General features: G+C 59.9%; 23 protein-coding genes and 1 pseudogene. 3 read left to right on the forward strand and 21 right to left on the reverse strand.

Annotated elements, in window-relative coordinates; translation table 11 throughout:
- Positions 1-207: 207 nt before the first annotated feature.
- The 12 genes from FXB41_RS13025 to FXB41_RS13080 form a co-directional block, all read right to left on the reverse strand.
- Positions 208-711 (reverse strand): nuclear transport factor 2 family protein, encoded by a 504-nt coding sequence (locus tag FXB41_RS13025; protein WP_219682022.1) that lies wholly within the window; start codon positions 709-711, stop codon positions 208-210.
- A gap of 94 nt (positions 712-805) precedes the next feature.
- On the reverse strand, positions 806-1,621 hold the full coding sequence (locus tag FXB41_RS13030; protein ID WP_219682065.1) for an FAD binding domain-containing protein: 816 nt from the start codon (positions 1,619-1,621) through the stop codon (positions 806-808).
- Positions 1,622-1,637: 16 nt separating this feature from the next.
- On the reverse strand, positions 1,638-2,111 hold the full coding sequence (locus FXB41_RS13035) for a (2Fe-2S)-binding protein (protein WP_219682023.1): 474 nt from the start codon (positions 2,109-2,111) through the stop codon (positions 1,638-1,640).
- 11 nt (positions 2,112-2,122) lie between these two features.
- The gene (locus FXB41_RS13040) at positions 2,123-2,902 is read right to left on the reverse strand and encodes an SDR family oxidoreductase (RefSeq protein WP_219682024.1); all 780 of its coding nucleotides are present in this window, start codon (positions 2,900-2,902) and stop codon (positions 2,123-2,125) included.
- Positions 2,903-2,905: 3 nt separating this feature from the next.
- Complete coding sequence (locus tag FXB41_RS13045) at positions 2,906-3,793, reverse strand: fumarylacetoacetate hydrolase family protein (RefSeq protein WP_219682025.1); 888 nt, start codon at positions 3,791-3,793, stop codon at positions 2,906-2,908.
- Entirely contained in the window at positions 3,790-6,129 is a 2,340-nt protein-coding gene (locus FXB41_RS13050) for a xanthine dehydrogenase family protein molybdopterin-binding subunit (RefSeq protein WP_219682026.1), read from the reverse strand. The genes FXB41_RS13045 and FXB41_RS13050 overlap by 4 nt, the downstream gene beginning before the upstream one ends.
- Before the next feature lie 92 nt (positions 6,130-6,221).
- A complete protein-coding gene (locus tag FXB41_RS13055) occupies positions 6,222-6,956 on the reverse strand; it encodes an ABC transporter ATP-binding protein (protein WP_219682027.1) in 735 nt (244 codons plus the stop codon).
- A gap of 2 nt (positions 6,957-6,958) precedes the next feature.
- Positions 6,959-7,723 carry an ABC transporter ATP-binding protein gene (locus FXB41_RS13060; RefSeq protein WP_219682028.1) on the reverse strand — a complete coding sequence of 255 codons (765 nt, stop codon included), beginning with the start codon at positions 7,721-7,723 and terminating at the stop codon, positions 6,959-6,961.
- Positions 7,720-8,667, reverse strand: a complete 948-nt coding sequence (locus FXB41_RS13065; protein ID WP_219682029.1) for a branched-chain amino acid ABC transporter permease — start codon at positions 8,665-8,667, stop codon at positions 7,720-7,722. Before FXB41_RS13065 ends, FXB41_RS13060 begins: the two co-directional genes overlap by 4 nt.
- Before the next feature lie 4 nt (positions 8,668-8,671).
- Complete coding sequence (locus FXB41_RS13070; RefSeq protein WP_219682030.1) at positions 8,672-9,604, reverse strand: branched-chain amino acid ABC transporter permease; 933 nt, start codon at positions 9,602-9,604, stop codon at positions 8,672-8,674.
- 15 nt (positions 9,605-9,619) lie between these two features.
- Positions 9,620-10,777, reverse strand: a complete 1,158-nt coding sequence (locus FXB41_RS13075) for an ABC transporter substrate-binding protein (protein WP_219682031.1) — start codon at positions 10,775-10,777, stop codon at positions 9,620-9,622.
- 33 nt (positions 10,778-10,810) lie between these two features.
- On the reverse strand, positions 10,811-11,173 hold the full coding sequence (locus FXB41_RS13080) for a cupin domain-containing protein (protein ID WP_219682032.1): 363 nt from the start codon (positions 11,171-11,173) through the stop codon (positions 10,811-10,813).
- Positions 11,174-11,535: 362 nt separating this feature from the next.
- Between FXB41_RS13080 and FXB41_RS13085 the strand changes: the two genes are divergently transcribed.
- Complete coding sequence (locus FXB41_RS13085) at positions 11,536-12,327, forward strand: GntR family transcriptional regulator (protein ID WP_219682033.1); 792 nt, start codon at positions 11,536-11,538, stop codon at positions 12,325-12,327.
- 112 nt (positions 12,328-12,439) lie between these two features.
- Here FXB41_RS13085 and FXB41_RS13090 read toward each other — a convergent pair whose 3' ends face one another.
- Both FXB41_RS13090 and FXB41_RS13095 read right to left on the reverse strand, forming a co-directional pair.
- Positions 12,440-13,033 carry an NADPH-dependent F420 reductase gene (locus FXB41_RS13090; protein ID WP_219682034.1) on the reverse strand — a complete coding sequence of 198 codons (594 nt, stop codon included), beginning with the start codon at positions 13,031-13,033 and terminating at the stop codon, positions 12,440-12,442.
- A 75-nt stretch (positions 13,034-13,108) separates the two neighbouring features.
- Complete coding sequence (locus FXB41_RS13095; protein WP_219682035.1) at positions 13,109-14,020, reverse strand: pirin family protein; 912 nt, start codon at positions 14,018-14,020, stop codon at positions 13,109-13,111.
- Positions 14,021-14,126: 106 nt separating this feature from the next.
- Here FXB41_RS13095 and FXB41_RS13100 point away from each other — a divergent pair, with 106 nt between their 5' ends.
- Together FXB41_RS13100 and FXB41_RS13105 are read left to right on the forward strand one after the other, a co-directional pair.
- Positions 14,127-15,116: a LysR family transcriptional regulator gene (locus tag FXB41_RS13100; protein WP_219682036.1), complete on the forward strand. Its 990-nt coding sequence runs from the start codon at positions 14,127-14,129 to the stop codon at positions 15,114-15,116.
- Between the two features lie 213 nt (positions 15,117-15,329).
- Positions 15,330-15,734, forward strand: coding sequence for a DoxX family protein (locus FXB41_RS13105; RefSeq protein ID WP_311985840.1), 405 nt, complete (start codon positions 15,330-15,332; stop codon positions 15,732-15,734).
- A 469-nt stretch (positions 15,735-16,203) separates the two neighbouring features.
- On the opposite strand, the pseudogene FXB41_RS40645 reads toward FXB41_RS13105, so the two are convergent.
- The 7 genes and pseudogenes from FXB41_RS40645 to FXB41_RS13145 all read right to left on the reverse strand — a co-directional run.
- Positions 16,204-16,500, reverse strand: a pseudogene (locus tag FXB41_RS40645) (ATP-binding protein); the annotation flags it as partial.
- 571 nt (positions 16,501-17,071) lie between these two features.
- Complete coding sequence (locus tag FXB41_RS13120) at positions 17,072-17,776, reverse strand: ABC transporter ATP-binding protein (protein WP_219682038.1); 705 nt, start codon at positions 17,774-17,776, stop codon at positions 17,072-17,074.
- 4 nt (positions 17,777-17,780) lie between these two features.
- Positions 17,781-18,551, reverse strand: coding sequence for an ABC transporter ATP-binding protein (locus tag FXB41_RS13125; RefSeq protein WP_219682039.1), 771 nt, complete (start codon positions 18,549-18,551; stop codon positions 17,781-17,783).
- The gene (locus FXB41_RS13130) at positions 18,548-19,534 is read right to left on the reverse strand and encodes a branched-chain amino acid ABC transporter permease (protein WP_219682040.1); all 987 of its coding nucleotides are present in this window, start codon (positions 19,532-19,534) and stop codon (positions 18,548-18,550) included. Before FXB41_RS13130 ends, FXB41_RS13125 begins: the two co-directional genes overlap by 4 nt.
- Before the next feature lie 15 nt (positions 19,535-19,549).
- Positions 19,550-20,434, reverse strand: coding sequence for a branched-chain amino acid ABC transporter permease (locus FXB41_RS13135; RefSeq protein WP_219682041.1), 885 nt, complete (start codon positions 20,432-20,434; stop codon positions 19,550-19,552).
- A 49-nt stretch (positions 20,435-20,483) separates the two neighbouring features.
- A complete protein-coding gene (locus FXB41_RS13140) occupies positions 20,484-21,737 on the reverse strand; it encodes an ABC transporter substrate-binding protein (protein ID WP_219682066.1) in 1,254 nt (417 codons plus the stop codon).
- A 375-nt stretch (positions 21,738-22,112) separates the two neighbouring features.
- Positions 22,113-23,597, reverse strand: coding sequence for an NAD-dependent succinate-semialdehyde dehydrogenase (locus FXB41_RS13145; RefSeq protein ID WP_311985837.1), 1,485 nt, complete (start codon positions 23,595-23,597; stop codon positions 22,113-22,115).
- Positions 23,598-23,803 lie beyond the last annotated feature (206 nt).

A 23,803-nucleotide genomic window follows, 5' to 3' on the forward strand; every position in this document is an offset into this window, starting at 1 on the left:
GTTCTCTCCGTGGTCGCTCTAAGCGAGCTTGCAGGCTTCATCGAATGAAAGTCGACGGCTGCGAGGAAACACCTTTGCGGGATCGCCGTAGCCGATCCCGCAAAGAAATTGCCGTTCACTTCACTGTCCGGAGAGAAGCGCGCTCGCCGTTCTCGCGATTGCCGCCCGGACACCAGGCCGCAATACAATCCCATGGCGGCAGGCCAGCTAGGCGTTGGCCGCGTCATAGACGGTGACCTCGGCTCCCTCCGGTATGGAATCTACATCGGTGGGGCTGCCCCATTTACGGAAACCCTCGTAGGCAATCTCCCGGCGGATCTTTCCATCACGCATGTAGAAGACGTGCGTGATCCGGACGTTCAGGCGGGAACCGATCGGGAAGCCAAGGTTCGGCATTTCATCGCCGACGATTTCGACGTCGGCAATCTGGTCGTCGAACACGTATTCCTCGGTCGCAAATCGGCGTAGCGCGGTGGCTTTGTTGTATTTGACGGTCCTGAAGATCCCCATGTAGGATTTTCTGATCTCCACCGGATCGGTCAACACCACGCCTCGCATCGGAGCCTCCCAGACAATGTCGTCGTCATAGAGGGCGATTGCCTTGTCGACGCTTTCGGGGGTCTCATTGTGAAAGTGGGCGTCGACGACCTTGAGATTTCTCGCGATGATCTGCTCCCTGGTCAGGTCTTTGTCCTTTACGCCGTCATGCATCCTGCTTCTCCCTCACTTGATTTCTCGAAGAGAACTATTTCTCGTCGAGGGCGGCATTGCCGCGGTCATGCCGTAACTCGGCGACGCTTCGATTCTACGCCCCACGATGGGACCCGATCATCGCCGCGGAGATCGCGCGTCGTGTCAGGACCGAGATCAGATTGGCCCGATACTCGGCGGACGCATGAAGATCATCGATGAGCCCAGTCGTTCCGACGTCGAGGCCCTTCACCGCTTTCGCTGAAAACTCTGTTTGCAGGGCGGCTTCGAACGCATGCTCCCGAAAGACCTTTGCTTTCGCTCCCGTAACCGCGACTCGGATATCGCCATGAACCTCCGCGACGAAGACCCCGACGAGAGCATAGCGCGAGGCAGGATTGCGGAATTTGACATAGGCCGCCCTGTCCGGCAGCGGGAACTCGATCCGCACAAGAATTTCACCTTGCTCCAGCGCGGTCTCGAACAAATCGACAAAGAACTCATCCGCGGAAATCGACCGCCGATCGGTCACGAAGGTGGCGTGCATGGCAAGGGCGGCCGCCGTCAGATCTGCGGTAGGATCGTTGTTGGCAAGCGACCCGCCGATTGTGCCACGGTTGCGCACCAGGGGATCGCCGACCAGCGCCACCGCGCGCGCGAGCGATGGAAGCGTCGCCTGAACCAGCGGGGATTCGATTATCTCGATGTAACGCGTCATCGCTCCGATGCTGAGCAACTCCCCCTTCGTGCTGATCCCGGTGAGCTCGGATATACCCGCGAGGTCAACAAGAGCGGATGGCGCCGCCAGCCGCTGGCGCAGCGTCGGAAGCAGAGTTTGACCACCGGCCAACAGCTTTGCGTCGCCATCCTGCGCAAGCAGGTCCAACGCTTCGGCGAGATTTTTTGGTCTGTGATATTGGAACTGATACATCATTGCGCCTGTTGGCTCAAACGTGGGGCCGCATGGCGACCGCTCCGGCCAGGATCGCGGCGACGATGTTCTGGTATCCCGTGCAACGGCATAGATTGCCTTCCAGTTCGCGACGAACGGTCGTCTCGTCAGCCTCGGAATGACGAATGGCCAGATCGATTGCTCGCATGATCATGCCCGGCGTGCAGAACCCGCACTGCAACGCGTGGTGCTCACGGAACGCCTCCTGCATCGGATGCAACTGCTCTTCCGTGCCGATGCCTTCAATCGTGGTGATCTCCGAGCCGTTGGCCTGGACCGCCAGTATGGCGCAGGACTTCACGCTGCGGCCGTCGAGATGGACCACGCACGCGCCGCATTGGCTGGTATCACAGCCGACATGGGTGCCCGTGAGACGCAGCTGTTCCCGAAGGAAATGCACCAGCAGGGTGCGCGTCTCCACGCTGCGAACCTCGCGCTTGCCGTTCACGGTGATGGTCACATCGGGCATCGGATGCTCTCTCAAATTAGGCCGCGATAGCTTCCGCCATCGATCTGCACGTTCTGACCGGAGATGAATCCGGCTTGCACCGAGCACAGGAAGGCGCAAGCATCGGCGAATTCGCCCGGCAGCCCGAACCGCTTCGCAGACAAGCTCTCCGCGATCTGGCGGCGCGCTTCGTCAAGCGTGATGTCCTGCTCCTTCATCATGCGTTCGGCCATGAAACGCTGCCGGTCGGTGTCGATCCGCTCGGGCAGAAGATTGTTGATGGTCACGTTGTCAGCGGCTGCTTCGTGGGAAATCGACTTGCACAGTGCGGTGAGGCCGGTTCGCGCGGCCGTCGACAGGCCCATACCGGGTGCCGGCGATTTGACCATTGCCGACGTGATGTTGATGATGCGGCCGAACCGACGCTTGCGCATGCCCGGCAAAACGGCCCGGATCAAAAGAATCGGCGCCAGCATGTTGCCATCGAGCGCTGAGAGCCACGTCGCGCGATCCCAGTCTTCGAGCTTTCCCGGGGCCGGACCGGCATTGTTGTTGACGAGAATATCGGCGTTCGGACATGCGGCTATCAGGCGTTCACGGCCTTCGTCTGTCGTGATGTCCGCCTTGACCGTGACAGGCCGTTGGCCCGTAGCTTTCTCAATGCGAAGCGCCGCGCCGTTCAAGGCGTCCTGGTTACGGCCATTGACGAAGATGCGAACGCCTTCGCGGGCAAGCGAGGTGGCGCAGGCCTCTCCGAGCCCGCGCGACGAGGCGCAGACGATGGCGGAACGCCCCTTGATACCAAGATCCATGACTTAGCTGCTCCGCAATTGGAGTTCGACGCGGTTCAGATGCGCGGCAAGCCGCTCATCGTTTCCAAGAGCGACGCGGCGAATCCCGGCGTTATCACGCGGCTGGTCGCCAATGAGCGCGCGCGGCGCCGGCACCGCGCGCACCGTGTTCCGCAAGCGGCCAATTCCCGTGACCTCAACTTCGACCACATCGCCATCTGCCATGGGACGGGAGTTTGCCGGTGTACCGGTGAGGATGATGTCACCAGGTTCGAGCGTGATGTATCTGGCCAGATCGGCAATCAGATAATCGATGCCGAAGATCATCTCCTCGATCGCGCATTCCTGCACCAGCGCGCCATTCAGATAGCTGCGCAAAATGGCAGTGCGAACGTCCTGCCCCCAAACTATACCCGGGCCCACCGGGCAAAAGCCGTCGACACCCTTTGCCCGCAATAAGCCGCCCATATCCGCGTCGCGCAGGTCGTGCAGGCTGACATCGTTTGCGACCGAGAATCCGGCCAGACCCTGCCATACCTCGTCCGGCGTAACGTTGCGCATAGAACGACCGATGATCGCGGCCAACTCCCCCTCATAGTTCAGGAACTTGGAGCCCGCCGGCAGGATAAGCTCACCACCATGATGGTTGAGCGCAGATACCGGCTTTTGAAAGAACGTCGGCACTTTCGGAGGGGCGCCCTCCCCTGCAATTTCGTAGATCCGCGATCCGTAGTTGGTATGGACACAGATGATCTTGCTGGGCCGGGACGGTGCCAGGTGTTGAACCTGTTCAAGCCCGACCGAGCGGCCGTCATCCAGCATCAGCCCGCCGTCGACCGGCGTGGCCCATTGCGCGCTCCCGGCGTGGAGCACTCGCCGTCGTTCGCGCCGCTCGCCTTCGAGAACGCTCATTTGCCGTTTTCCTTCGCGACGCTGCGGATGGCCTTCCAGACCCGGTCGCTTGTCGCTGGCATATCGAGTTGCCGCACGCCAACCGGCTCTAGGGCGTTCATCACAGCATTCATGATCGACGGCAGCGATCCCACGCAGCCGGCTTCGCCGGCTCCCTTTGCCCCGAGCGGGTTCAGTTTTGTCGGCACTGGATTGCTCTTGACCGTGATATGACTGAAGACGTCCGCCCGCGGCATCGCGTAGTCCATGAAGCTCGCGGTGACCAATTGACCGGTATCGTCGTAGACGACGCGTTCCATCAGGATCTGTCCGAGCCCCTGTGCGATGCCGCCAACGATCTGACCTTTGAGTGTCAGCGGATTGATGACTGTTCCGACGTCGTCGACGATCACATAGTTGACGACTGCGACATCCCCGGTCTCGGGATCAACCTCCACCTCGCACACGTGGCATCCGTTCGGATAGGTATCCTTGGACGGCGCATAGGTCGCAGATTCATACAATCCGCCGTCAAATCCCAGGGGCAGCCGCGCCGGCACGAAGGCAGCGGCAGCGACCTGTTTCAGCGATACAGCCCGGTCGGTGCCGGCCACCAGGAAGCGACCGTGTGCGAACTCGATATCCGTTGCCGCAGACTCGAGCATATGGCCGGCGATGCGCCTGCCCTTCTCGATGATCTTCTCCGCCGCCAGATAGATCGCGGAGCCGCCGACGACTGTCGAGCGAGAGCCGTTGGTGCCCATGCCGAACGCCACCTGATCGGTATCGCCATCGGTAAAGTGCACATCACCCGGATCGAGGCCCAGACGTTCATGCAGAATCTGCTTGAAGGTTGTTTCGTGCCCTTGACCCTGATTTTTTGTACCCATCAACAATTGGACACTTCCACTCGTGTCGAAGCGGATTTCGGCGAATTCAGATTGGGCGGGACTCGCGGCCTGTTCGATCGCATTGGCCACACTGATACCGCGCAGCATTCCCCGTGCGCGCGATTGCTCGCGTCTGGCCGGAAAGCCGGCGTAATCCGCCGCTGCAAGCGCCATATCCATGTTTGCTAAGAAATCACCGCAATCGTAGTAGCAGCCTAGCGCATTCTGATACGGCATCGCGTTTGCGGGAATCATATTCCGCCGCCGCAACTCCAGCGGATCGACGTTCAACTCCCGTGCAGTATCGTCGATCAGGCGCTCAATCAGGTAGATAGCCTCGGGCCGCCCGGCCCCGCGATATGGCGCGGTCGGGCTGGTATTGGAAAGGACACCCGTGACCAGCGCATATGCAGACGGAATGTCGTAGACGCCGACCGCCGTGCCGATCATCATCGAGGGCACCAGCAAATTGCGATCCGATCCGACATACGCACCAATGTTACCGATCAGATGCAGCCGCAATCCGACAAATTTGTTGTCGCCATCCAACCCGAGCTCGATCTCGCCAACGCTGTCGCGGCCATGCTCGTCGGCCAGCACCGCCTCCGAACGCTCGCAGGTCCATTTGACAGGCCGCTGCAGTTTGCGTGCCGCCCAAAGCACCAGGCGATGTTCGACGTACTGCCATCCCTTGCTACCGAAAGCTCCGCCGATGTCGCCGCTGACCACCCGCATCTTGCTCTCGGGAATCCGAAAGACCGTGCTGCACAGCATGTTTCGCACCCGGTGAGGATACTGGCAGTCGGTGTAAAGCGTGTATCGCTCATCACCTTCGTCGTAGACGCCGAGTGCTCCGCGCGTTTCCATGTACTGCGCATGGACCCGAGTGATCACATAGCGCCGCTTGATGGTGCGTACGGCGCGCGCGAACGCCGCCTCTGTGGCGGACTTGTTACCCTTCTCGACAATGTTGGAAATATTGTCCGGGCACTCATCCCAAACCGGCGCCGCACCAGAGCTGGCAGCCGCCGCGGTATCCGTAACCGCCGACCGCGGCTCGTAATCGATGGCAATCAGTTCTGCGGCGTCTTTGGCTTCGGCAAGGCTATCGGCAACGACAAAAGCGACGGGATCTCCGACATAGCGAACCCGGTCCACGACAAGCGCCGGCCGCTGCGGAGCGAACATCGGCGAGCCGTCCGGACGCTTGCGCGGCAGTGTCGCCTTCGGCATTCCAAGGCCGTCGGCGGCGTAATCCTCTCCCGTATAGACGGCAAGAACACCCGGCGCGGCACGTGCGGCCGCCGTATCGATCGAAACTATTCGTGCGTGAGCGTGCGGCGACCGCAGCACCACGCCATACGACTGCCCCGGCAAATTGCGGTCATCCTGGAATCGACCGCGGCCCCGGAGCAAACGGGAATCTTCGAACCGGGGGACAGATTGCCCAATGCCATATCGCTTCATCCGAGACGCTCCATTGAAGCGAGTAAATCATGGGCCATGGAAAATTGCAACAGAAAATCGATTTTTCTCCAGTTTGTCGAACATAATCGATTTTATATTCCGGCTGACGCCTTGCCCAGATACGCAGCCGCCAGCCGCTCGTCGTTCAGAAAGGTCTGCCATTCTGTACCGGCAGCTTCGTGGACGATGCGACCGAGGGCCATGACATAGGCCCTATCCGTGATCTCCACCGCCACGCCGACGTTCTGCTCGATGAGGAGAATGCCCATGCCCTCCGACCGCAAGCCGCGCAGCACGTGGAGAATCTCCTTGACGATCTTGGGGGCCAAACCGGTGGAGGGCTCGTCAAGGATCAGTAGATCGGGCTGCAGCAGCAGGGCTCGCGCAATTGCGACCATTTGCTGCTGGCCGCCGCTGAGTAGCTCGATGCGAGTCCGTCTCCGCTCCGCAATCAGCGGAAACAGTTCGCAGATTCGTTGCCAGGTGAACTGCAGATTGGCGCTCCGGTAAGCTCGTCCGTGCTCCTCGGCCAAGCGCAGATTCTCTTGCACCGTCATTTCACCGAACAACCGGCGGTTTTCCAGCACCACAGCAATGCCGTGCCGCCCGCGCCGGTGCGCGGCATCCGAGGTCAGGTCCACGTCATCCTTTATAACCCGTCCTTGCGTCACCGGGCCGAGGCCACAAACCGCGTTCACCAGGGTTGTCTTCCCGGCTCCATTGGCGCCGACGATAGCGACCGCCTCGCCTTTACCTACGTGCATGGACACGCCATGAAGAACGCGCAGCTGCCCGTACCCCGCCGTCAGTTCCTTGATTGCCAGCACCGTCAAGCTCCGAGATAAACTTCGCGCACTTGCGTGTTCTTCTGGATCTCGTCCATTCCTCCACTGGCGATGATCTCGCCGAAATAGAGAACGTGCACGCAATCCGCCACAGTCATGAGCTCCATGTCGTGAGACACCAAGAGGATCGCGATGCCCTCTGCCCTGAGTTGCTCGATCCAGCGCCGAAGCGACGCGATTTCATTCGTATTGAGACCGGATGACGGCTCATCCAGCATCAACAGCCGCGGACGTCCGATGACCGCGCGCGCGATCTCCAACACGCGTCGCTGCCCGGCAGGAAGTCGCAGCGCCAAGTCGTGCCGCAGCTTCTCCATTCCGAACTTCAGGCACGCTTCCTCAGCCAGTTCGAATATCCGGCGCATATCGGCGCGCGAGCGCGGCAAGCTGAAAATATCTTCGATGACGCCGCTCCGGGTCAGCTTGCAGGCACCCGCCATGATATTTTCCAACACCGTCATCTGCTCGAAGACTTTCGGCGTCTGGAAAGTGCGGACCAGGCCGGCGCTGCTGCGCGCCTGGATGGATTCGGCCTGCATGTTGTGGCCATCGTACGCCACCAGGCCGTGTTGGTGCCGGATATAGCCGCTGATGACGTTGAACAGCGTCGTCTTGCCTGAGCCGTTTGGACCAATCAATCCGACGATGGATCCGTGCGGCACCGAAAAGTTGACATTCTTCAAGACCGAAAAGCCGCCGAAGCTGTGCCCTACGCTGCGCAGGCTGAGAATTTCCGTGTGCCCGCTCACGGTCTGGCCCCCTCGGCGCTGCGACGCCAGACTTCAGCGAGCGCTCCCGTCAAGCCGGCCGGCATCAGAACGACCACACCGATCAGGGCGACACCGAAAAGAATCTGATGGAGACCACCGAATTGACTGAGCAATTCGGGCACGACGGCAATAAAGAGCGCGCCGACGACCACGCCAATCAGCGACGTGGCGCCGCCCAGCACCGGGATCAGCAGAAAATTGATGGACTTCTCTATGCCGAAGCTTTGCACGTTGGCGAATCCGCCATAATGCGCAAACAGACTGCCGGCAACGCTGCCCAGGAGGGCGCTGAGGATGAAGATGCGTGTGCGTAGCGCGCGCGGGTTTACGGCCAGGCTGATTGCCGCATCCTGAGAATCTCGCATCGCGCGAAGCGCGAGCCCGGTGCGGCTCCGAATGAGATTGTGCGCGAGCAGCAGGCAGATGGCGACGACGCCGAGCACCAGATAATAGAAGCGCAACGGCGTATCCAGGACGAAGCTGAAGATTTGCAACTTCGGAATGCCGCCGATCCCCAGCGTTCCGCCGGTGAGCCAGTCCCATTCGAAGAACAAAGCATTCGCGACAATTCCCATGGCGAGGGTTGCCAGGGCCAGAAAATATCCGGTGAGGCGAAGTATCGGCCAGCCTATCGTCAATGCCAGCGCGGCGGAGATCAGCATCCCGACAACAAATCCGACCATCGCCGGGGCCTGAACATAGACAGTGAGATAGGCGGTCGCGTAGGCGCCGATGGCGTAGAACACGATTTGACCGAGATTGGCGATACCGCATTGTCCCAGCAACAATCCTACCCCCAGACCGGCGACGGTGTAGATCCCGGCAAAGACGAGCAGGTCGACGAAGTGGCGCGGCAGAAATGGAGGCAATGCGACACAGACGGCGATGGACAGGAGAATCACCAGGGAGCGAGAAGCTTTCATCGGTTCACCCCCCGGTCCGACCGGCGCGACCCAACAGGCCCTGCGGCATGGCGATCATGATCAGGATCAGCAAACTGAATGTGATCACATCCTTGTAGCTCGACGACACCCCGACGATCGCCATTGCCTCGATTATTCCGAGAACCAGTCCACCGATGGCCGCGCCGAGCGGATTTGTAAGGCCTCCGAGGATGGCGGCGGCGAAGCCCTTCAATGTCAGCTGCAGGCCGATCATGTAGTCCACCGGAATGATCGGTGTGATCAGAATGCCGGCCGCCGCACCGAGAGCGCCACCAAGCATGAAGGTGAACGTACGCATCAGCGTCACGTCGATACCGATACTGGCCGCTCCAACAGGGTCGATGGACGCGGCCATCATCTTCAAACCGACCGAGGTGGTACGGTAGAATTGCCGCAGGCCAATGGTCAGCAGGATACTGATCGCGATGAGCCAGATCACATGCTCGCGCACCACCGCATCCAGGATGATGTAGAGGTTGTCGCTGCCGAAGCCCGGCAGCAGGTGGCTCTCGCGTCCAAAGAAATAGAGAACCGCGGCGGAAATTGACAATCCGATCCCTATCGTGAGCAGCAGGTAGCTATCCTCCGGCGCCGCATTGCGAATCATGTAGCGAATGAACGCGACTTCGATGAATGCTCCGAGTATCGCCCCGCTCAAGCCGCCGCACAGAATGGCCAGCCAATACGGCCATCCATGGCCCGTCAGAAGCAGGACGACGACGATCGCGCCGACGACGCTGAACTCACCCTGCATGGCGTTCGGCACCCGGCTTCCCTTGAAGATCGCGGCCAGGCCAATGCCGATGAGGGCATAGGTAAGACCGTTCGTGATGCCGGCCAGCAGAGACTGCGCAAGTAGACCAACATTCATCACAGACTCCGGACGGCTCTTCACATTAACTACGAAGCGGTTCACGGACGCCGCCTAAGGCTATTTCTCCTTGGCTTGAAAGGGGAGGCGCGTGAACTGTCCGGCCACCAACTTCGAATAGACGATATTGGATAGTTTGATGCCGTTCAGATCGTCGGCGGAAAAATCGTAGTCCGTCATATCGCCCTTGAACGTACTGCGGATCGCTTCGCACACCTTCTCGTTGTTGGCACCGACATCGGCTTTTTTGAAAGCGGCGAGGATGACGTGAACAGCATCCCACCCCACCGCCTCCAGAATTTTCGGAAAGCGGCCGTATTCCTTGTGGAACAACTTCACGAACTCCGCTTGATGAGGCAAAGGATCCTCGCCGACGAGAAATTCGGGGAAGACGACGTTATCTGCCGCATCGCCCATGCTCTTGACGGTTTCATAGCTGGCCAGGCCATTCGCCGCGATGATCGTCTGCTTCATCTGCAGCTGCCGCAGGCTACGGATCGGGACGCCGGTGACCCCGACGACGACGATCGCATCGGGCTGAGCCGCGCGAATTTTCGCCGCCTGCGTCGTTGTATCCGTAGCCGAGATCTCGAATTTTTCTGTCGCTACGAACGCGATGCCATAAGCGTCCGACAGCTTCCGCAGTTCATTGTAGACCACGGTCCCGTAGCCGGAATCGTACAGTGCCCCGAGTTTCTTGGCTCCGATCGAACTCGCATATTCCAGGATCGCCTTCGCATTCAGCGCTTGCGAGGGAGCGACATGCAGGACGCATTTTCGATCCCGCTCGATCGCCGGTCCAAGCCCGGACAACGCGACTTGAGGCATCTTCAGCGGGTCTGTCAGCCCTCCAATCGCCACCGTACTCGCCGTCTGGCTCGACCCTATTAACGCCGAAACCTTCTCGCGGTGAATCAGACTATTCGCCTTGCTTATTGCTCCATCCGGATTGGACCCATCATCTTCGATGACGAGTTGGATAGGCGTGCCGTTAACGCCACCTTTTGAATTGATAATCTTCTCGGCGAGGAGCGCGCCGCTGCGCTCTGGAATGCCCAGCCCGGCGCCGGCGCCGGTCAACGCCAGGATCACGCCGATCTTGAAAGGTTCGGCGCCGGACCGTTGCGCCGCAGCCGGGGTACTGAGGAAGGCGACGCCGGCAACAATGAGCGCAAAGGCGGCTGGAGCCCGGCCATGGTAGGTTTTCTTTGCTGTCACAGCGTTTCCCCTTGGCGTTAATGTTATCGTTGTTCAGGCTTCAAGAAGCCCATATGGATTGCCAGCAGCGGCTGGAAACAAATCGAGCCGCGGCGGGCTGAAGAATTCGACGATGCGGCATTTCTCGCGATACCAGGCCTCATGTGGCGTGCTCCCGGGTATCAGGAGCACCGAGCCGGACCCGCAGCTCCGCGCGGGGTCGTCTCCCATTTGAATGTCCAATCTGCCTTCAAGCAGCCAGGTGATCTGTTCGTTTGGATGTGAATGCCGCGCGATGTGTGAGCCGGCATCGACTTCGAGCCAGAACACCATCGATTGCGCTCCCGACAACAGTTGCAACGTTCCTTCCGGAATCCGGTGAACCGGAATCCGATCCAGCCTGTGAAATGCGCGCACTGCATTTCCTTTCCCGCGCCGGCTAATAATGCCGACTAGTTGCCTGCAAATCCAAACACCGCTCGGTTGAGGATGCCCGCGTCTCTCAGGCTCAGAGAAAGCACACGGATTTCCTCAGGTCAACATGAAAATCGATTTTATTGCGCGTACATCGATTTAGTATATTTTTTCCCGGGATGCTGGGAAGGTATGGATTTTTGGAGATTTCGTGCGGATTCTGGCCTATTCTCACTTTCGCGGGCGGAACGGCGACAAATCGGAGGTTTTGACGCCGGGCCATTCCATCTACTCTCCGACGGACGTTTGCAGATTCGAACGACGACAGAGGCAGCATGTGACTGACAAACAGGGGTATTGGCTAAGTGACGGCGCGCTCGAAAAAACAGCCGGCTGAACGGACCGGCGCAGAAAGTCTGGCGTCGACCGCCTACGAACGGCTCCGCTTCGACATCATCAGCGGAGTCTTTCCGCCCGAGACGAAACTGCTGATCCGGGAGCTCTGCACCCGCTATGCAATCGGGCTCAGTCCGATCCGCGAGGCATTGAACAGGGTTTCGCGCGACGGGCTGGTCGAACACCACGACCAACGCGGCTTTTCCGTAACCGCCGTTACCGAGGCCGATCTTGAAGACATTACAAAGTCTCGCTGCTGGGCAAACGAATTCGCATTGCGCGAGTCGATCGCTAACGGCGATCAAGCCTGGGAAGAGGCGATCTTGATCGCCTATCACCGCATGGCGCGTTTATCTGGGCCAGCCGAACAATCGGACGCTCCGGTGGATGCGGCCTGGGAGCGCGCCCATCGCACATTCCACACGAGCTTGATCAGCGCCTGCAACTCAAAATGGCTCATCGGCTTCTGCGAACAGTTGTTCGACGCCGCCGATCGCTATCGTTTCCTTGCTCGCCTGCAATTTCGCGGACGAACTCAAAGACAAAACGAGCACCGGGATATCATGGACGCGGTGCTGCGCCGGGATGCAGATCAGGCCGTGCAGCTTTTGCTGGACCATTTCCGGGCAACGCTGAAATACAGCCGCCTGGAGATCGATCGCCTTAGGGGCCTGCCCAAACAAGGCCCGGTCGAGCCTGCGCATAGCCGCAAGAAACCGGCGCCGGACAACGCGCCCCGGGCCCGGCGCATGGCACGCTGAACAACACTTTTCCATCGCTCATCGCACCAGACTGCTCTCATGTTGCCAGCGAGACGCCCGGCGGCCCGCCGCCAACTCTGCCCACCTATCGCATTGGCGGCGCCGACTCCAATCAGCCGTGCTTGATGAGATTGTGGACCATCAAAGGACCGCCAAACTGCGCAAGCCGCCCGTCTGCGAGCTTGCCGAGATCAAGTCCGGAGAATCCAAGCTTCTCGGCGAGCGTCGCGACTTCGGCAGTAGCCGCCGCATCGTTGCCTGAAAGAAACACGACGCGATGTCCGCCGTCCTTTGCAGGATCGCTGGCCAGCACAGCCGCTGGCAGGGTGTTGAATGCCTTGACGACGCGCGCCCCAGCGACCAAACCGGCGACGACATCCGTCGACAGCCGTCCGCCGAGATCTTTTGGCGTAAAGCCGGGAAAGTCGATCGCATTAGTCGCGTCGACGACGATGCGCCCGTTCCACGCCGGGGCATCGCGAACGGTCTCCGGCACGCTTCCGAATGGAACGGCCAGGATGACGAGATCGGCCTTGACGGCCTCCTGGACCGAAGCCGCCTTGATATTCTTGCCGAGGGCGCCGACGAATTCCGCCAGCGACGCAGGACCACGGCTGTTGGCGACCAGAACGTCGACGTCGTTGCGGGCGAATTGAGTGGCGAGCGCGGTGCCGATGGCGCCGGAGCCGATGATCGCGTAGGTCATGGTACGATTCCTTTGCTGGTACTGTGGAGGGATGAAGTTCTGATCGCGCCGACGACAGGCGCTTCAGTGGCGCCATCACGCCGCCCGGAAGAAGCGGGCGTCGGGAAGAGGAGTGAATTCGGTCTCGCCCGGCATGCCCGGGAAGCGGCGATCACGCCAGTCTCGCGCGGCCTGCGCGATGCGTTCCTCGCTGCTGGAGACAAAATTCCAGTAGATGTGGCGTTGTTCGCCGAGCGGCTCTCCGCCGAGCACCATGAGACGGGCGGCACCCGATGCGCGCAGCACAATCTCCGCGCCCGGCTTGAACACGACCAACTGGTCCTCGCCGAAAGTGACTGTCTGGCCCACAATCTCGATTGCGCCGCTCACGACGTAAACCGCACGCTCCACGTGTTCGGCGCTGATGGCAAAGCTCGCACCATCGTCCACTGCAACGTCCGCATTGAACAGGTCGGAGAAGGTGCGCGTCGGCGAACGGAGACCGTGCAGTGAACCCGCGATCAGTCTAAGCGTCGCGCCTTCACCCTCCATCTCTGGGATATCGGCGGCGGCGAGGTGCTGGAAGCCGGGTTTTGTCTCCTCATGCCGGAGCGGCAAAGCAATCCAGCTCTGAAAGCCGAAAACCGTCCCTCCGCTTGCGCGCACCCGATCGCCGCTTCGTTCCGAGTGAACGATGCCCCGCCCGGCCGTCATCAGATTGACCTCGCCCGGGCTGATCGTCTGGACATAACCTTCGCTGTCGCGATGGACGATCTCGCCATGGATCAGGTAGGTCAGCGTGGAGAGGCCGATATGCGGATGGGACCGCGAATCCAGGCCCTCTCCGGCGCCGAAGGTGACCGGACCGAAGCTATCGAGGAAGATGAATGGACCGACCATCCGGCGTTGCGCCGAAGGCAACGCTCGTCGCACCTGAAAACCGTCGCCCAGATCACGGACGTTCGGAAGCAAGACTTGCTCGACTTCGGCTGAGTTGAATAAGGTCATGGTCGCCTCCTCGAAAGCATCAACGCTTTCAGCGACCACCATCTATGTCGATAGCCTTATCGACGAAACTGGCATAATCTAGATAGATGCGTTCGAGGAAATCGATATGGCCTCAGATCTGGGTACGCCGACACTTGACCAATTGAGAGTCTTCCTGACCGTCGTCGATGTCGGCAGCTTTGCGGGGGCCGCTCGAAAGCTCAACCGCGCGACTTCGGTGATCAGCTATTCGATCTCCAATCTCGAGGCGCAGCTCGGCGTCACGCTGTTCGATCGGGAATCAACGAGAAAGCCGCAATTGACCGAGCCCGGCCGCACGGTGCTTGCGGATGCCCGGACTGTTTCCCATGGCATCGACGGGCTTCGTGCGAAAGTGCAGGGCCTCCTTCAAGGCCTCGAGCCCGAAGTCCATCTCGCGCTTGACGTGATGCTGCCGACCGCGCGCATCGCCGATGCATTGAAGGCGTTCCGTTCGGAGTTTCCGACCGTCCCGTTGCGCCTACACATGGAAGCGTTGGGCGGGGTAACTCAGCTGCTGCTCGATCGAGTCGTGACGATCGGCGTGAGCGGACCACTGCCCGGCAACGCGGGCGTGCCCGGTATCGAGCGCATGGGTATTGGTGACGTCGCTCTGGTCCCCGTCGCATCTCCGGATCACCCGCTGGCGCGCGCCGGCAAGAACAAGCCTGGAGCGGGACGCGATCATATTCAGCTGGTATTGACGGACCGCTCGCCGCTCACGGGCAACACCGACTTCGCCGTGGTCAGTCCGCGGACCTGGCGCCTCGCCGACCTCGGATCCAAACATATGCTGCTGAAAGAGGGGATCGGCTGGGGAAACATGCCGATACCGATGGTGCAGGAAGATCTCGATTCGGGACGATTGGTTCATCTCGATTTGCCCGACGCCAAGGGTGGCATTTACAGCCTCGAGGCCATCTATCGCGCCGATACGCCACCAGGGCCCGCCGCAGCCTGGCTCATCGCGCGATTCCAAAGCCAGGTTCCGGATGTAACGATAACGGCAAAACCAAACCGAGGACCTTCCAGGAAGCCCGGGAAACTGAAAAGGAGGCGTGGACGGTTAAAGTCATGATGAAGCGTTACTTCGCTGATGCTCCATGAAGAAGATACCACGAACCGAACTCTCTATTCGATAAATTCGAACATATCCTTCGATACTATTCGACTATTCCGGGATGAGCGGGATTGGCAAACCTTCAAGCATTCACGGCCTTCCATGGTGGATGGCCTGCATGCAGCAAGGAAAACTATCGTGTCCCAATATGCCAGTGTTTCTCAGAACGACATTTCCGACGTTGATTCGAGCGTCTCTCTCGCCGTTGTGTCGCTGATCGGGCGGGTTCTGCTCAGCGCAATCTATCTGCTCTCCGGGCTATCGAAACTCGCCGCGCCGGCCGCTACAATCGGCTATATCACGTCCGCTGGCCTTCCTTTTGCCCCGCTTGGACTTGCCATTGCCGTGGGGGTCGAGATCCTCGGCGGCACAGCGTTGATCCTCGGCTATCGAACGCGCATCGTCGCGGCGATTCTGGCGATTTTCACCGTGGCGACGGCATTCGGCTTCCACAGCAATCTGGCCGACCAAGGCCAGTTCATCCAGTTCTTCAAGAATATCGCAATGACAGGCGGTCTTCTGCAGGTCGTCGCATTCGGTGCCGGGCGGTTTGGGCTCGACGCTCGAAGCACTTGATTGATACGTGGGAGCGGAGCGAACGACGCTCCCTCCCGCCTCTCTCGCGCTTCAAATCAAGCTGATCTCCAGCATTGAAGCGACTGCATATGAACGTTCGCTCTCGGACCATGGCCCGATCTGCGGCCGGTTTGTCGATCGTGCAGCCGGTCGAAGTCGCCGCAGCTCTGTTCGGCGCATCTACGGAGAGTAGCGCGCGCTTCGAACGATAGAGTCGCTTTTCCGACGCATTGGTCACGTGAAGACGGGCGACCGATGGCCAACGCTCGATAAGCTCTGTGCTTCAGCCCGACGAAGACGTTCGATTTATTCGACCCTGGTCATCGAATAATCGGGATGTTCCGATCGGTCCAGCAATGGGACCTTACTCGTGCTGCCAGACTCACATGACGGTGTCGCCGCTGAACCAAGGTTAACCGGTATGACGACGCCCCGGCCGAAGACTCCGATCGCCGACGCTAACAGAATGTCAATCGGCGTTCGACTGGGACCCCCTATCGGCATCCAAAAGGGACCCTTTGATCGGCGTGCTCTGCTGGTAGCGCTCGGGTCGTCGGAGCTGGTCGGGGTTGCGGAGACGGCGCGAGCGCGGGTTGTTTGAACATCGTCGCGGCTTTTTTCGCCAGCTGTCGTTGCCGGTCTCGACGATGTCGCAGTGATGGGTCAATCGGTCGAGTAGCGCGGTGGTCATTTTGGCATCGCCGAACACGCTGGGCCATTCGCCGAACGCAAGATTGGTGGTGACAATGATCGAGGTGCGCTCGTACCTCGACGCCCTTGAAGCGCGCCACGTCGAGCAGCACGGCACGACCGGCCATCTTGTCGCGGACGTGCTCGATACCGAGCTTCTTCGCACCGCGCGCATCGACGAGTTTGGCGTCATAGCCATTGTACATCTTGTCATCGAGAACAATGTGGCAAAGCGCATCCCACTGCGTCGACGCCTGACACGGCATGTTGATCGCATCGTCCGCGTAACGGAGATACGGCGATGGGACATCCTGATTGCCTGCCGCGGCGTCAGTGCCGGTCGCCAGCATGGTGTGGATCGGATTCCAACGGCCGCCGAACAGGCCCGATTGAATAGGCTCCTTCAGGGACAGGCCGAGCGAGAAGACCTTGCCCTTCTTGATCAGCTTCCCCGCGTTGATGAGGTCCTCGGGGCTCACATTGTGAGCGTGCCGATCTGGTCGTCTGCGCCCCAACGCCCCCAGTTCGAGAGCTTCTTGGCGGCTTCGTAGATGGCGGCTCTGTCGACTCTCATAATGATGCTTTCGTGGTTTATGCATCGAACGATAACTTGGATGGCGAGCGACTGCATCACCAGCCCTCTCCCGCTAGACCGAGCAGTAACGCTCCTTGATCTCGTCGTCGGCCAGCAACGCGGCGGCGGTGGCGTGATGCACGACTGCGCCTTGATCCAGTACGTAGGCGCGATCGGCGACATCAAGCGCCAGTTCCACGTTCTGCTCCACAAGCAGAAGCGTCGTTCCCTCCGACTTCATCTTGCGGAACAACTCGAACATCTCATCGACAAGCACCGGCATGATACCTTCCGAAGGCTCATCGAGCATAATGAGATCCGGCTTCGCGATCATGGCGCGCGCGATGGCAAGCATCTGTTGCTCGCCGCCGGACATGGTAACGGCTTCCTGATCCAGCCGCTCCGCCAGACGCGGAAAGATCTCGGCAATTTGTGCGATGCGCCGAACCTCGTCTTTCTTGTCAGGCGATGCGACGAGGCCAAGCCGCAGATTCTCGCGCACCGTCAATCCCTGCACGATGCGGCGCTCTTCCGGTACGTACGCCAGACCTAAGGCAAAGCGGACGTGAGCAGGTTGGCCCAGAACTTCCTTGCCCTTGAAAGTCACCGAACCTCGCGTCTTGTCGAGCAAACCAATGATCGATTTCAAGGTCGTGGTCTTTCCGGCGCCGTTGCGGCCGATGAGGCAGACAATCTCGCCCTTGTTCACTTCAAGGCGGATGTCCTGAAGCACATGGCTCGCGCCATACCAGGAATTGAGTTTCTCGACACGCAGCATCGCTTCAGTGCTCCCGCTGGCCAAGATAGACTCGCTTGACCTGCTCATTCTGGCGGACTTCCGTCGGCGTTCCCTCCGCCAGAAGCTCCCCGTGATGAAGAACAAGGACACGGTCACTAATCCCCATCACCAGCTTCATCTTGTGTTCGACGAGAATGACCGTGCGCTCCCTGGCCAGTTTGACGATCAGATCCATCATCACCCGGGTTTCTTCCGGGCTCATGCCCGCCGTCGGTTCGTCCAGCAGCAGCAGCCGCGGATTGGCGGCCAGCGCCATTCCAATTTCGAGGGCGCGCTGTTCGCCATGAGCGAGCTCTTTTGCGAGCCGCTCGCGGCGATCCCAAAGTCCCACCAGGGCGAGCAACTCATCGGCCTTGTCCACAAGCCCCGGAAGTTTCGCTCGCGGACGCCAGATTTCATAGCGCGAGACAAAGGCTTGCAGCCCGACGCGCACATTCTCCCGCGTCGTCAACAGCGGAAACACGTTCGTGATCTGGAAGGACTTCGCGATGCCCATATGGGCGAACTCGTGCTGCGCGACATTGGTGACATCGCGGCCTTCAAACTCGACTTTCCCGCTGGACGGCGGGAACGCGCCGGACAGCAGGTTGAAATAGGTACTTTTCCCCGCGCCGTTCGGCCCGATGATCGACGTGATCGCGTCCCGCGAGAATTCAGCGGAGATATTGTTCAGCGCCACGAACTTGCCGAACGTCTTGCTCACGCCGCTGGTGCGCAAAATGACCTTTGATGAAATGCCTGTCAAAGTCGTCATGGGTTGATCCGCTTCAAGATCGTTCCCCAGATTCCAGCCGGGAAGAACAGGACGCAGATCACGAACACGGCGCCGACGATCAGTTGCCAGTGGACGGTCCAGAGCGAGACAAGGTTCTCGAGCAACAGGAAAACTGCCGCGCCGACGAACGGGCCGAAGAACGTGCCCATTCCTCCCAGCAGCGACATCATCACCACCATGCCCGACGTCTCGATGTGCAGTATCTCAATCGGAACAACGGACAGGTGCAGCGCCATCAGCGCGCCGGCCAGGCCGCAGAATGCGCCCGACAGGATGAAAGTGATCAGCCGCGTCAGCGTCACGTTATATCCGGAAGCCCGCGCTCGCGCCTCGTTCTCCCGGACGGCTTCGATGACAGCGCCAAACGGCGATGCCAGAATCCGTGACAGCGCGAACAAAGCCAGGATGACGAACGCCGCGATGACATAATAGCGCGTCAGCGGATTAATGAAGTCGAACTGCAAGCCGAAGATGTCGATGGTCCGAACGTTGATCCCGCGCAAGCCGTTCTCGCCGCCGGTCCAGTTGATGGCCTGATAGAAAAGATAGAAAACGCATTGCGACAACGCCATCGTCACCATGGCAAAATAGATGCCGCGGGTGCGGATCGCCAGTGCACCGATCCCGGCTGCCATGACGGCACCGCCGAGAATGCCCATCGCGGTGGCCGCATACCACGGCCAGGCGAAATGCACGATCGCGATGCCGCAGAGATAAGCGCCCGTGCCGAACAGCGCAGCGTGTCCGAACGACAGAAGTCCAAGGTACCCGAACAGCAGATTGAAGCCAACCGCATAGAGGCCATAGATCAAGATGTTCACCGCCAGCGCGGTGAAAGGCATCACCAGCGGAAACACCAGCACAACGGTGCTTGCAAGAAAAGCGCGATGGCGCTTGGCGAATTCGAACCAAGCGGCTGATGCGACGACAGGCTGCGTGAGGGTCTGAGAAAGCTCATTCATCTTATTGTCCTTGCCTCAGCTCATGAGCCCGGCACGGCCGAAGAAGCCCTGCGGACGGATGAGGAGAACAATTGCCATCAGGGCAAAAATCGAAACCTTGGCCATTTCCGGTGCGAACAGCGACGTCATGCTGACCACGACACCGACCAGAAGACCGGCAATGACGGCACCCCCGATCGACCCCATGCCGCCGACAACCGTGACGACAAACGCCTCGGCCAGAATAGTTGCGCCCATTTCTGGAATGACGCCCTGCAACGGGGCGGCGAGAAGCCCCGCCAATCCCGCAATCCCGGAGCCGATCCCGAAAACGAACAGCCAGATCCGCGATAGGTTGACACCGAGAACACGGACGATCTGAGGATCGCGCGCACCTGCGCGGATTATCAGGCCGAAGCTCGTGCGCTCGAGGAAGAGCCAGAGCCCGAGCAGGACCGCTGCCGCGATGCCGATCACGAACAACCTGTACAGCGGGAAGTAGCCGACGCCAATGTTGACCGCGCCCTGGAGAATTTCCGGGGTATCAAAAGGATAACCGCTTTTGCCGAAAGCGATGCGGATGAGTTCGACCATGACGTAGCTGAGGCCGAACGTCAGCAGCAGCGGATAATCGATGCCGCGCCCATAGAGCGGCCGGATCAGGAATCGTTCCACGATCAGCCCGCAGGTGCCGACGATCAACGGGACGGCAAGCAGGCAAAGCCAGAAGTTGCCTCCCAACGATAGAAGAAACAATCCGACATAAGCGCCAACCATATAGAACGCGCCATGCGCGAAGTTCACCACGGTCAGCATGCCGAAAATCAGCGACAGGCCGATCGCGAACAGTACATAGATCGCACCGAGCGCGAGACCCGTGAACAACTGCAATGCGATGAGATCAAAACTCAGGGGGGGCATGGATGCCTCCAGGACGACGCGCACCCGCAACGGGTGCGCGTCTGTTGGTTCAGGACTTATGGCCGAGCGCCTCGCAGGTGCGCAGGTTCTTCTCATTCGGCTCTTCGGTCGCGATCACATCGTATAAATCGGCGTCGCCCTTCTGCGGCGTCGCCTTGGATTCGATGATGAACACCGATTGCACTGCCTGGTGATCACACTTGCGATAATACTCTGGCCCCTTGTAGTAATCAAATTTCAGCGCCTCGACCGCCACGATCACCTTGTCCGGCTCAACGCTGCCGGCAGCCTTTGCGCCCATCAGCAGTGTCTTCACGCCGCCATAGCCCAGCGCGCCGTAATCCGACGGGACCTTGCCGGCGTGCATCTTGCGGAATCGGTCGTTGAAGGCTTTTGCCGAAGGAATCTTGTCCTCGATGCCCCAGTAATACGAGGTGCCGCCGATAACCTCGGCAAACGCCTGCGGACCGGCGGCGACGCGGGCGGTATAGAGCAGGATCGGCGCGATGATCTTCATGGACTTCTTCAAACCGAAGTCCGTCGCCTGCTTCAGTGCGATCTGCTGGTCGCGCCCGAAGTTAATGATGCAGAGAATGTCCGGCTTGAGGGCCTGGATGCGCGGCAGCAGCGGCGAGAAATCCGCGGTTCCAAGCGGATGACGGATATCGACAAGGGTTTCGACCCCGAAGGCCTTCCCGGCTTCCTGAAAGCCGCGAACCATCTCGTGCCCGTAAGCATAGTCGGCCGTGAGGAACGCGACTTTCTTGCCGAATTTTGGGAACGCGTAGCGGCCTACCGCGCCCGCCGTGAGGTGCGGGTTGAGCGCCTCGTGAAAGGTGTATTTGCTGAAGTCCGACACTTCATTGATGATATCGGACTGGCTGATGGAATTGAAAATGATCTGGCGCTCTTTGGTGATGTTGTTGACCGCGAGCTGAACGGCGGCCGACAGGCTGCCAACGATGAAGTTGACCTTATCCTTCTCGATCAGTTCCAGCGTGCGGGTCGCTGCCTCGCCCGGATTGAGCTTGTCGTCACGCACCAGCAGTTCGGCCTTGCGCCCATTGAGACCTCCACCTTCGTTGAACTCGGCGATGGCGACTTCCGCGGCACGCACCTGATCCTGTGCTTCGGCGCCGTAGGGCCCGGTCAAAGGCACGGGAAATCCGACCTTGATTGTGGCTTCCTGCGCCTGAAGAAGATTGATGCGAAACGGCGATGCCGCGAGAACGACGCCTGCGCTGGCTGTCGTGAGCAGGCGGCGGCGTGAGATGGAGTTGGACCGTATCGTTTGCTTGGCCATGTAAATCCTCCGTGGGTGATGCTGATATTTGCGGAAACTTCGATCGGATGCGTCCGAGCGCCGTGACCACGGCCCTTGGCGGTAAAGGGATTTCAGGGACAGTGACATCGAACGGCGAATGAGCGTCGTCACGTCATTGGCCACGACAGCTGCGGTGCCCGCCTCCCCGGCTCCCTTGGCGCCGAACTCGCCGTCCGGCGCTGGAGAGACGACATGCAGGTCGATATCCGGCATTTCCAAAAACACCCTATATCTGCTATATCAGAAAAACGCTCGGCGCAATGCTAAAATCCTGATCCCGAGTACAGCCGTCTTCAGCCCCAGTCCGGTTTCGGATCGTACGATCGATGTTTGATCTTGAGGGGCATTTGGCTTTCAGCCTGCCCCAATAGGAGCAAGGCCGCCCATGCAGAGATACTTGATCTCTAAATAGTCCTCGACACCGTATTTTGAGCCCTCGCGACCGTTGCCGCTCTCCTTGACACCTCCGAACGGGGCAACCTCGCTGGAGATCAAGCCTTCATTGATGCCTACCATGCCGTATTCCAGCGCTTCAGCGACCCGCCAGATCCGGCCGATGTCGCGACTATAGAAATATGAGGCGAGACCGAACTGGGTGTCGTTGGCGAGGTTGATCGCTTCCAGGTCCGTCTTGAAACGAAACACCGCCGCAACCGGGCCGAAGGTCTCCTCGGTGAAGATCTTCATGTCTCGTGTCGCATCACGAAGAACGGTCGGTTCGTAGAAGTTTTGCCCCTGCACATGAGGCCTACCGCCTACTACGACTTTTGCGCCTTTAGAGACCGCGTCCGTGATGTGTTCCTGCGTCTTTTCGATCGCGGCATTATTGACAAGCGGCCCGACATGGATCCCCTCCGCGAAGCCATCTCCCACCTTGAGGCCACGCACGGCATCGGCCAGTCTGGCAACGAATGCATCGTAGATGCCATCCTGCGCCAGAATGCGATTCACACAGACGCAGGTCTGGCCCGCATTGCGGTACTTCGACGCGATCGCGCCACGTACGGCTTCTTCCAAGTCGGCGTCATCGAAGACAATGAACGGCGCGTTGCCGCCAAGCTCCATTGAGGTGCGCTTCATGGTGCCCGAACACTGCGCCATCAACCGTTTTCCGATGTCCGTCGAACCCGTGAAACTTAGCTTGCGCACGAGCGGGTTGGAGGTCATCTCTCCACCAATCGCGCTCGCAGATCCGGTGATGACACTGAATACGCCTTCGGGCAGGCCCGCGCGCTCGGCGAGTACGGCCAGCGCCAACGCCGAAAACGGCGTCTGGCTCGCCGGCTTGACCACCATCGTGCAGCCTACGGCGAGCGCCGGGCCGGCCTTGCGGGTGATCATGGCCGCAGGAAAGTTCCACGGCGTGATCGCGGCGCAGACTCCGATTGGCTGCTTGAGGATTACGATCCGCCTGTCCGACTGCTGCGACGGTATAGTGTCGCCGTAAATTCTCTTGGCTTCTTCGGCGAACCATTCGAGATAGCTTGCTGCATAGGCGATTTCTGCGCGGCTCTCGGCGAGAGTTTTCCCCTGCTCGGACGTCATGATGGTCGCAAGATCGTTCTGATTCTGCATCATGAGTTCAGACCAGCGCCGCAGAATGGTCGATCGCTCCTTTGCGGTTCTATCCCGCCATGCAGGCAAGGCGGTGTGGGCGGCCGCGATCGCGCGGCGCGTCTCGAGTGCCCGCATATCCGGCACCGTTCCAATGACCGACCCAGTGGACGGATTGACAACGGATAGCGTTGCATCGGGCTCTTCGGCACTTAGCCACGCTCCGCCGACGAAGGCGTGAGTACGCAACAGCGACTTATCGTTGAGTTTATCCAAGTACGACACGGCTTCAGTCCTTCTTTGCGACTGCGATGAACCAGCCGGCGTTTGACGCACCGGGCGCGCGAGGGTTGGTTTATACAGACCGAATTCTGATCATAGGATGCAGCCTGGCTCCGTCGAACTCTTTGGCTCGGCCGTCGGCCCCGATCTTGGCGCTCACCGTTGGGTAAAATGGCGATGCTGCCCCCGAGTGTTGGGTCAGGCCGGTG

It is taken from the genome of Bradyrhizobium canariense (assembly GCF_019402665.1).
Taxonomy (GTDB): domain Bacteria; phylum Pseudomonadota; class Alphaproteobacteria; order Rhizobiales; family Xanthobacteraceae; genus Bradyrhizobium; species Bradyrhizobium canariense.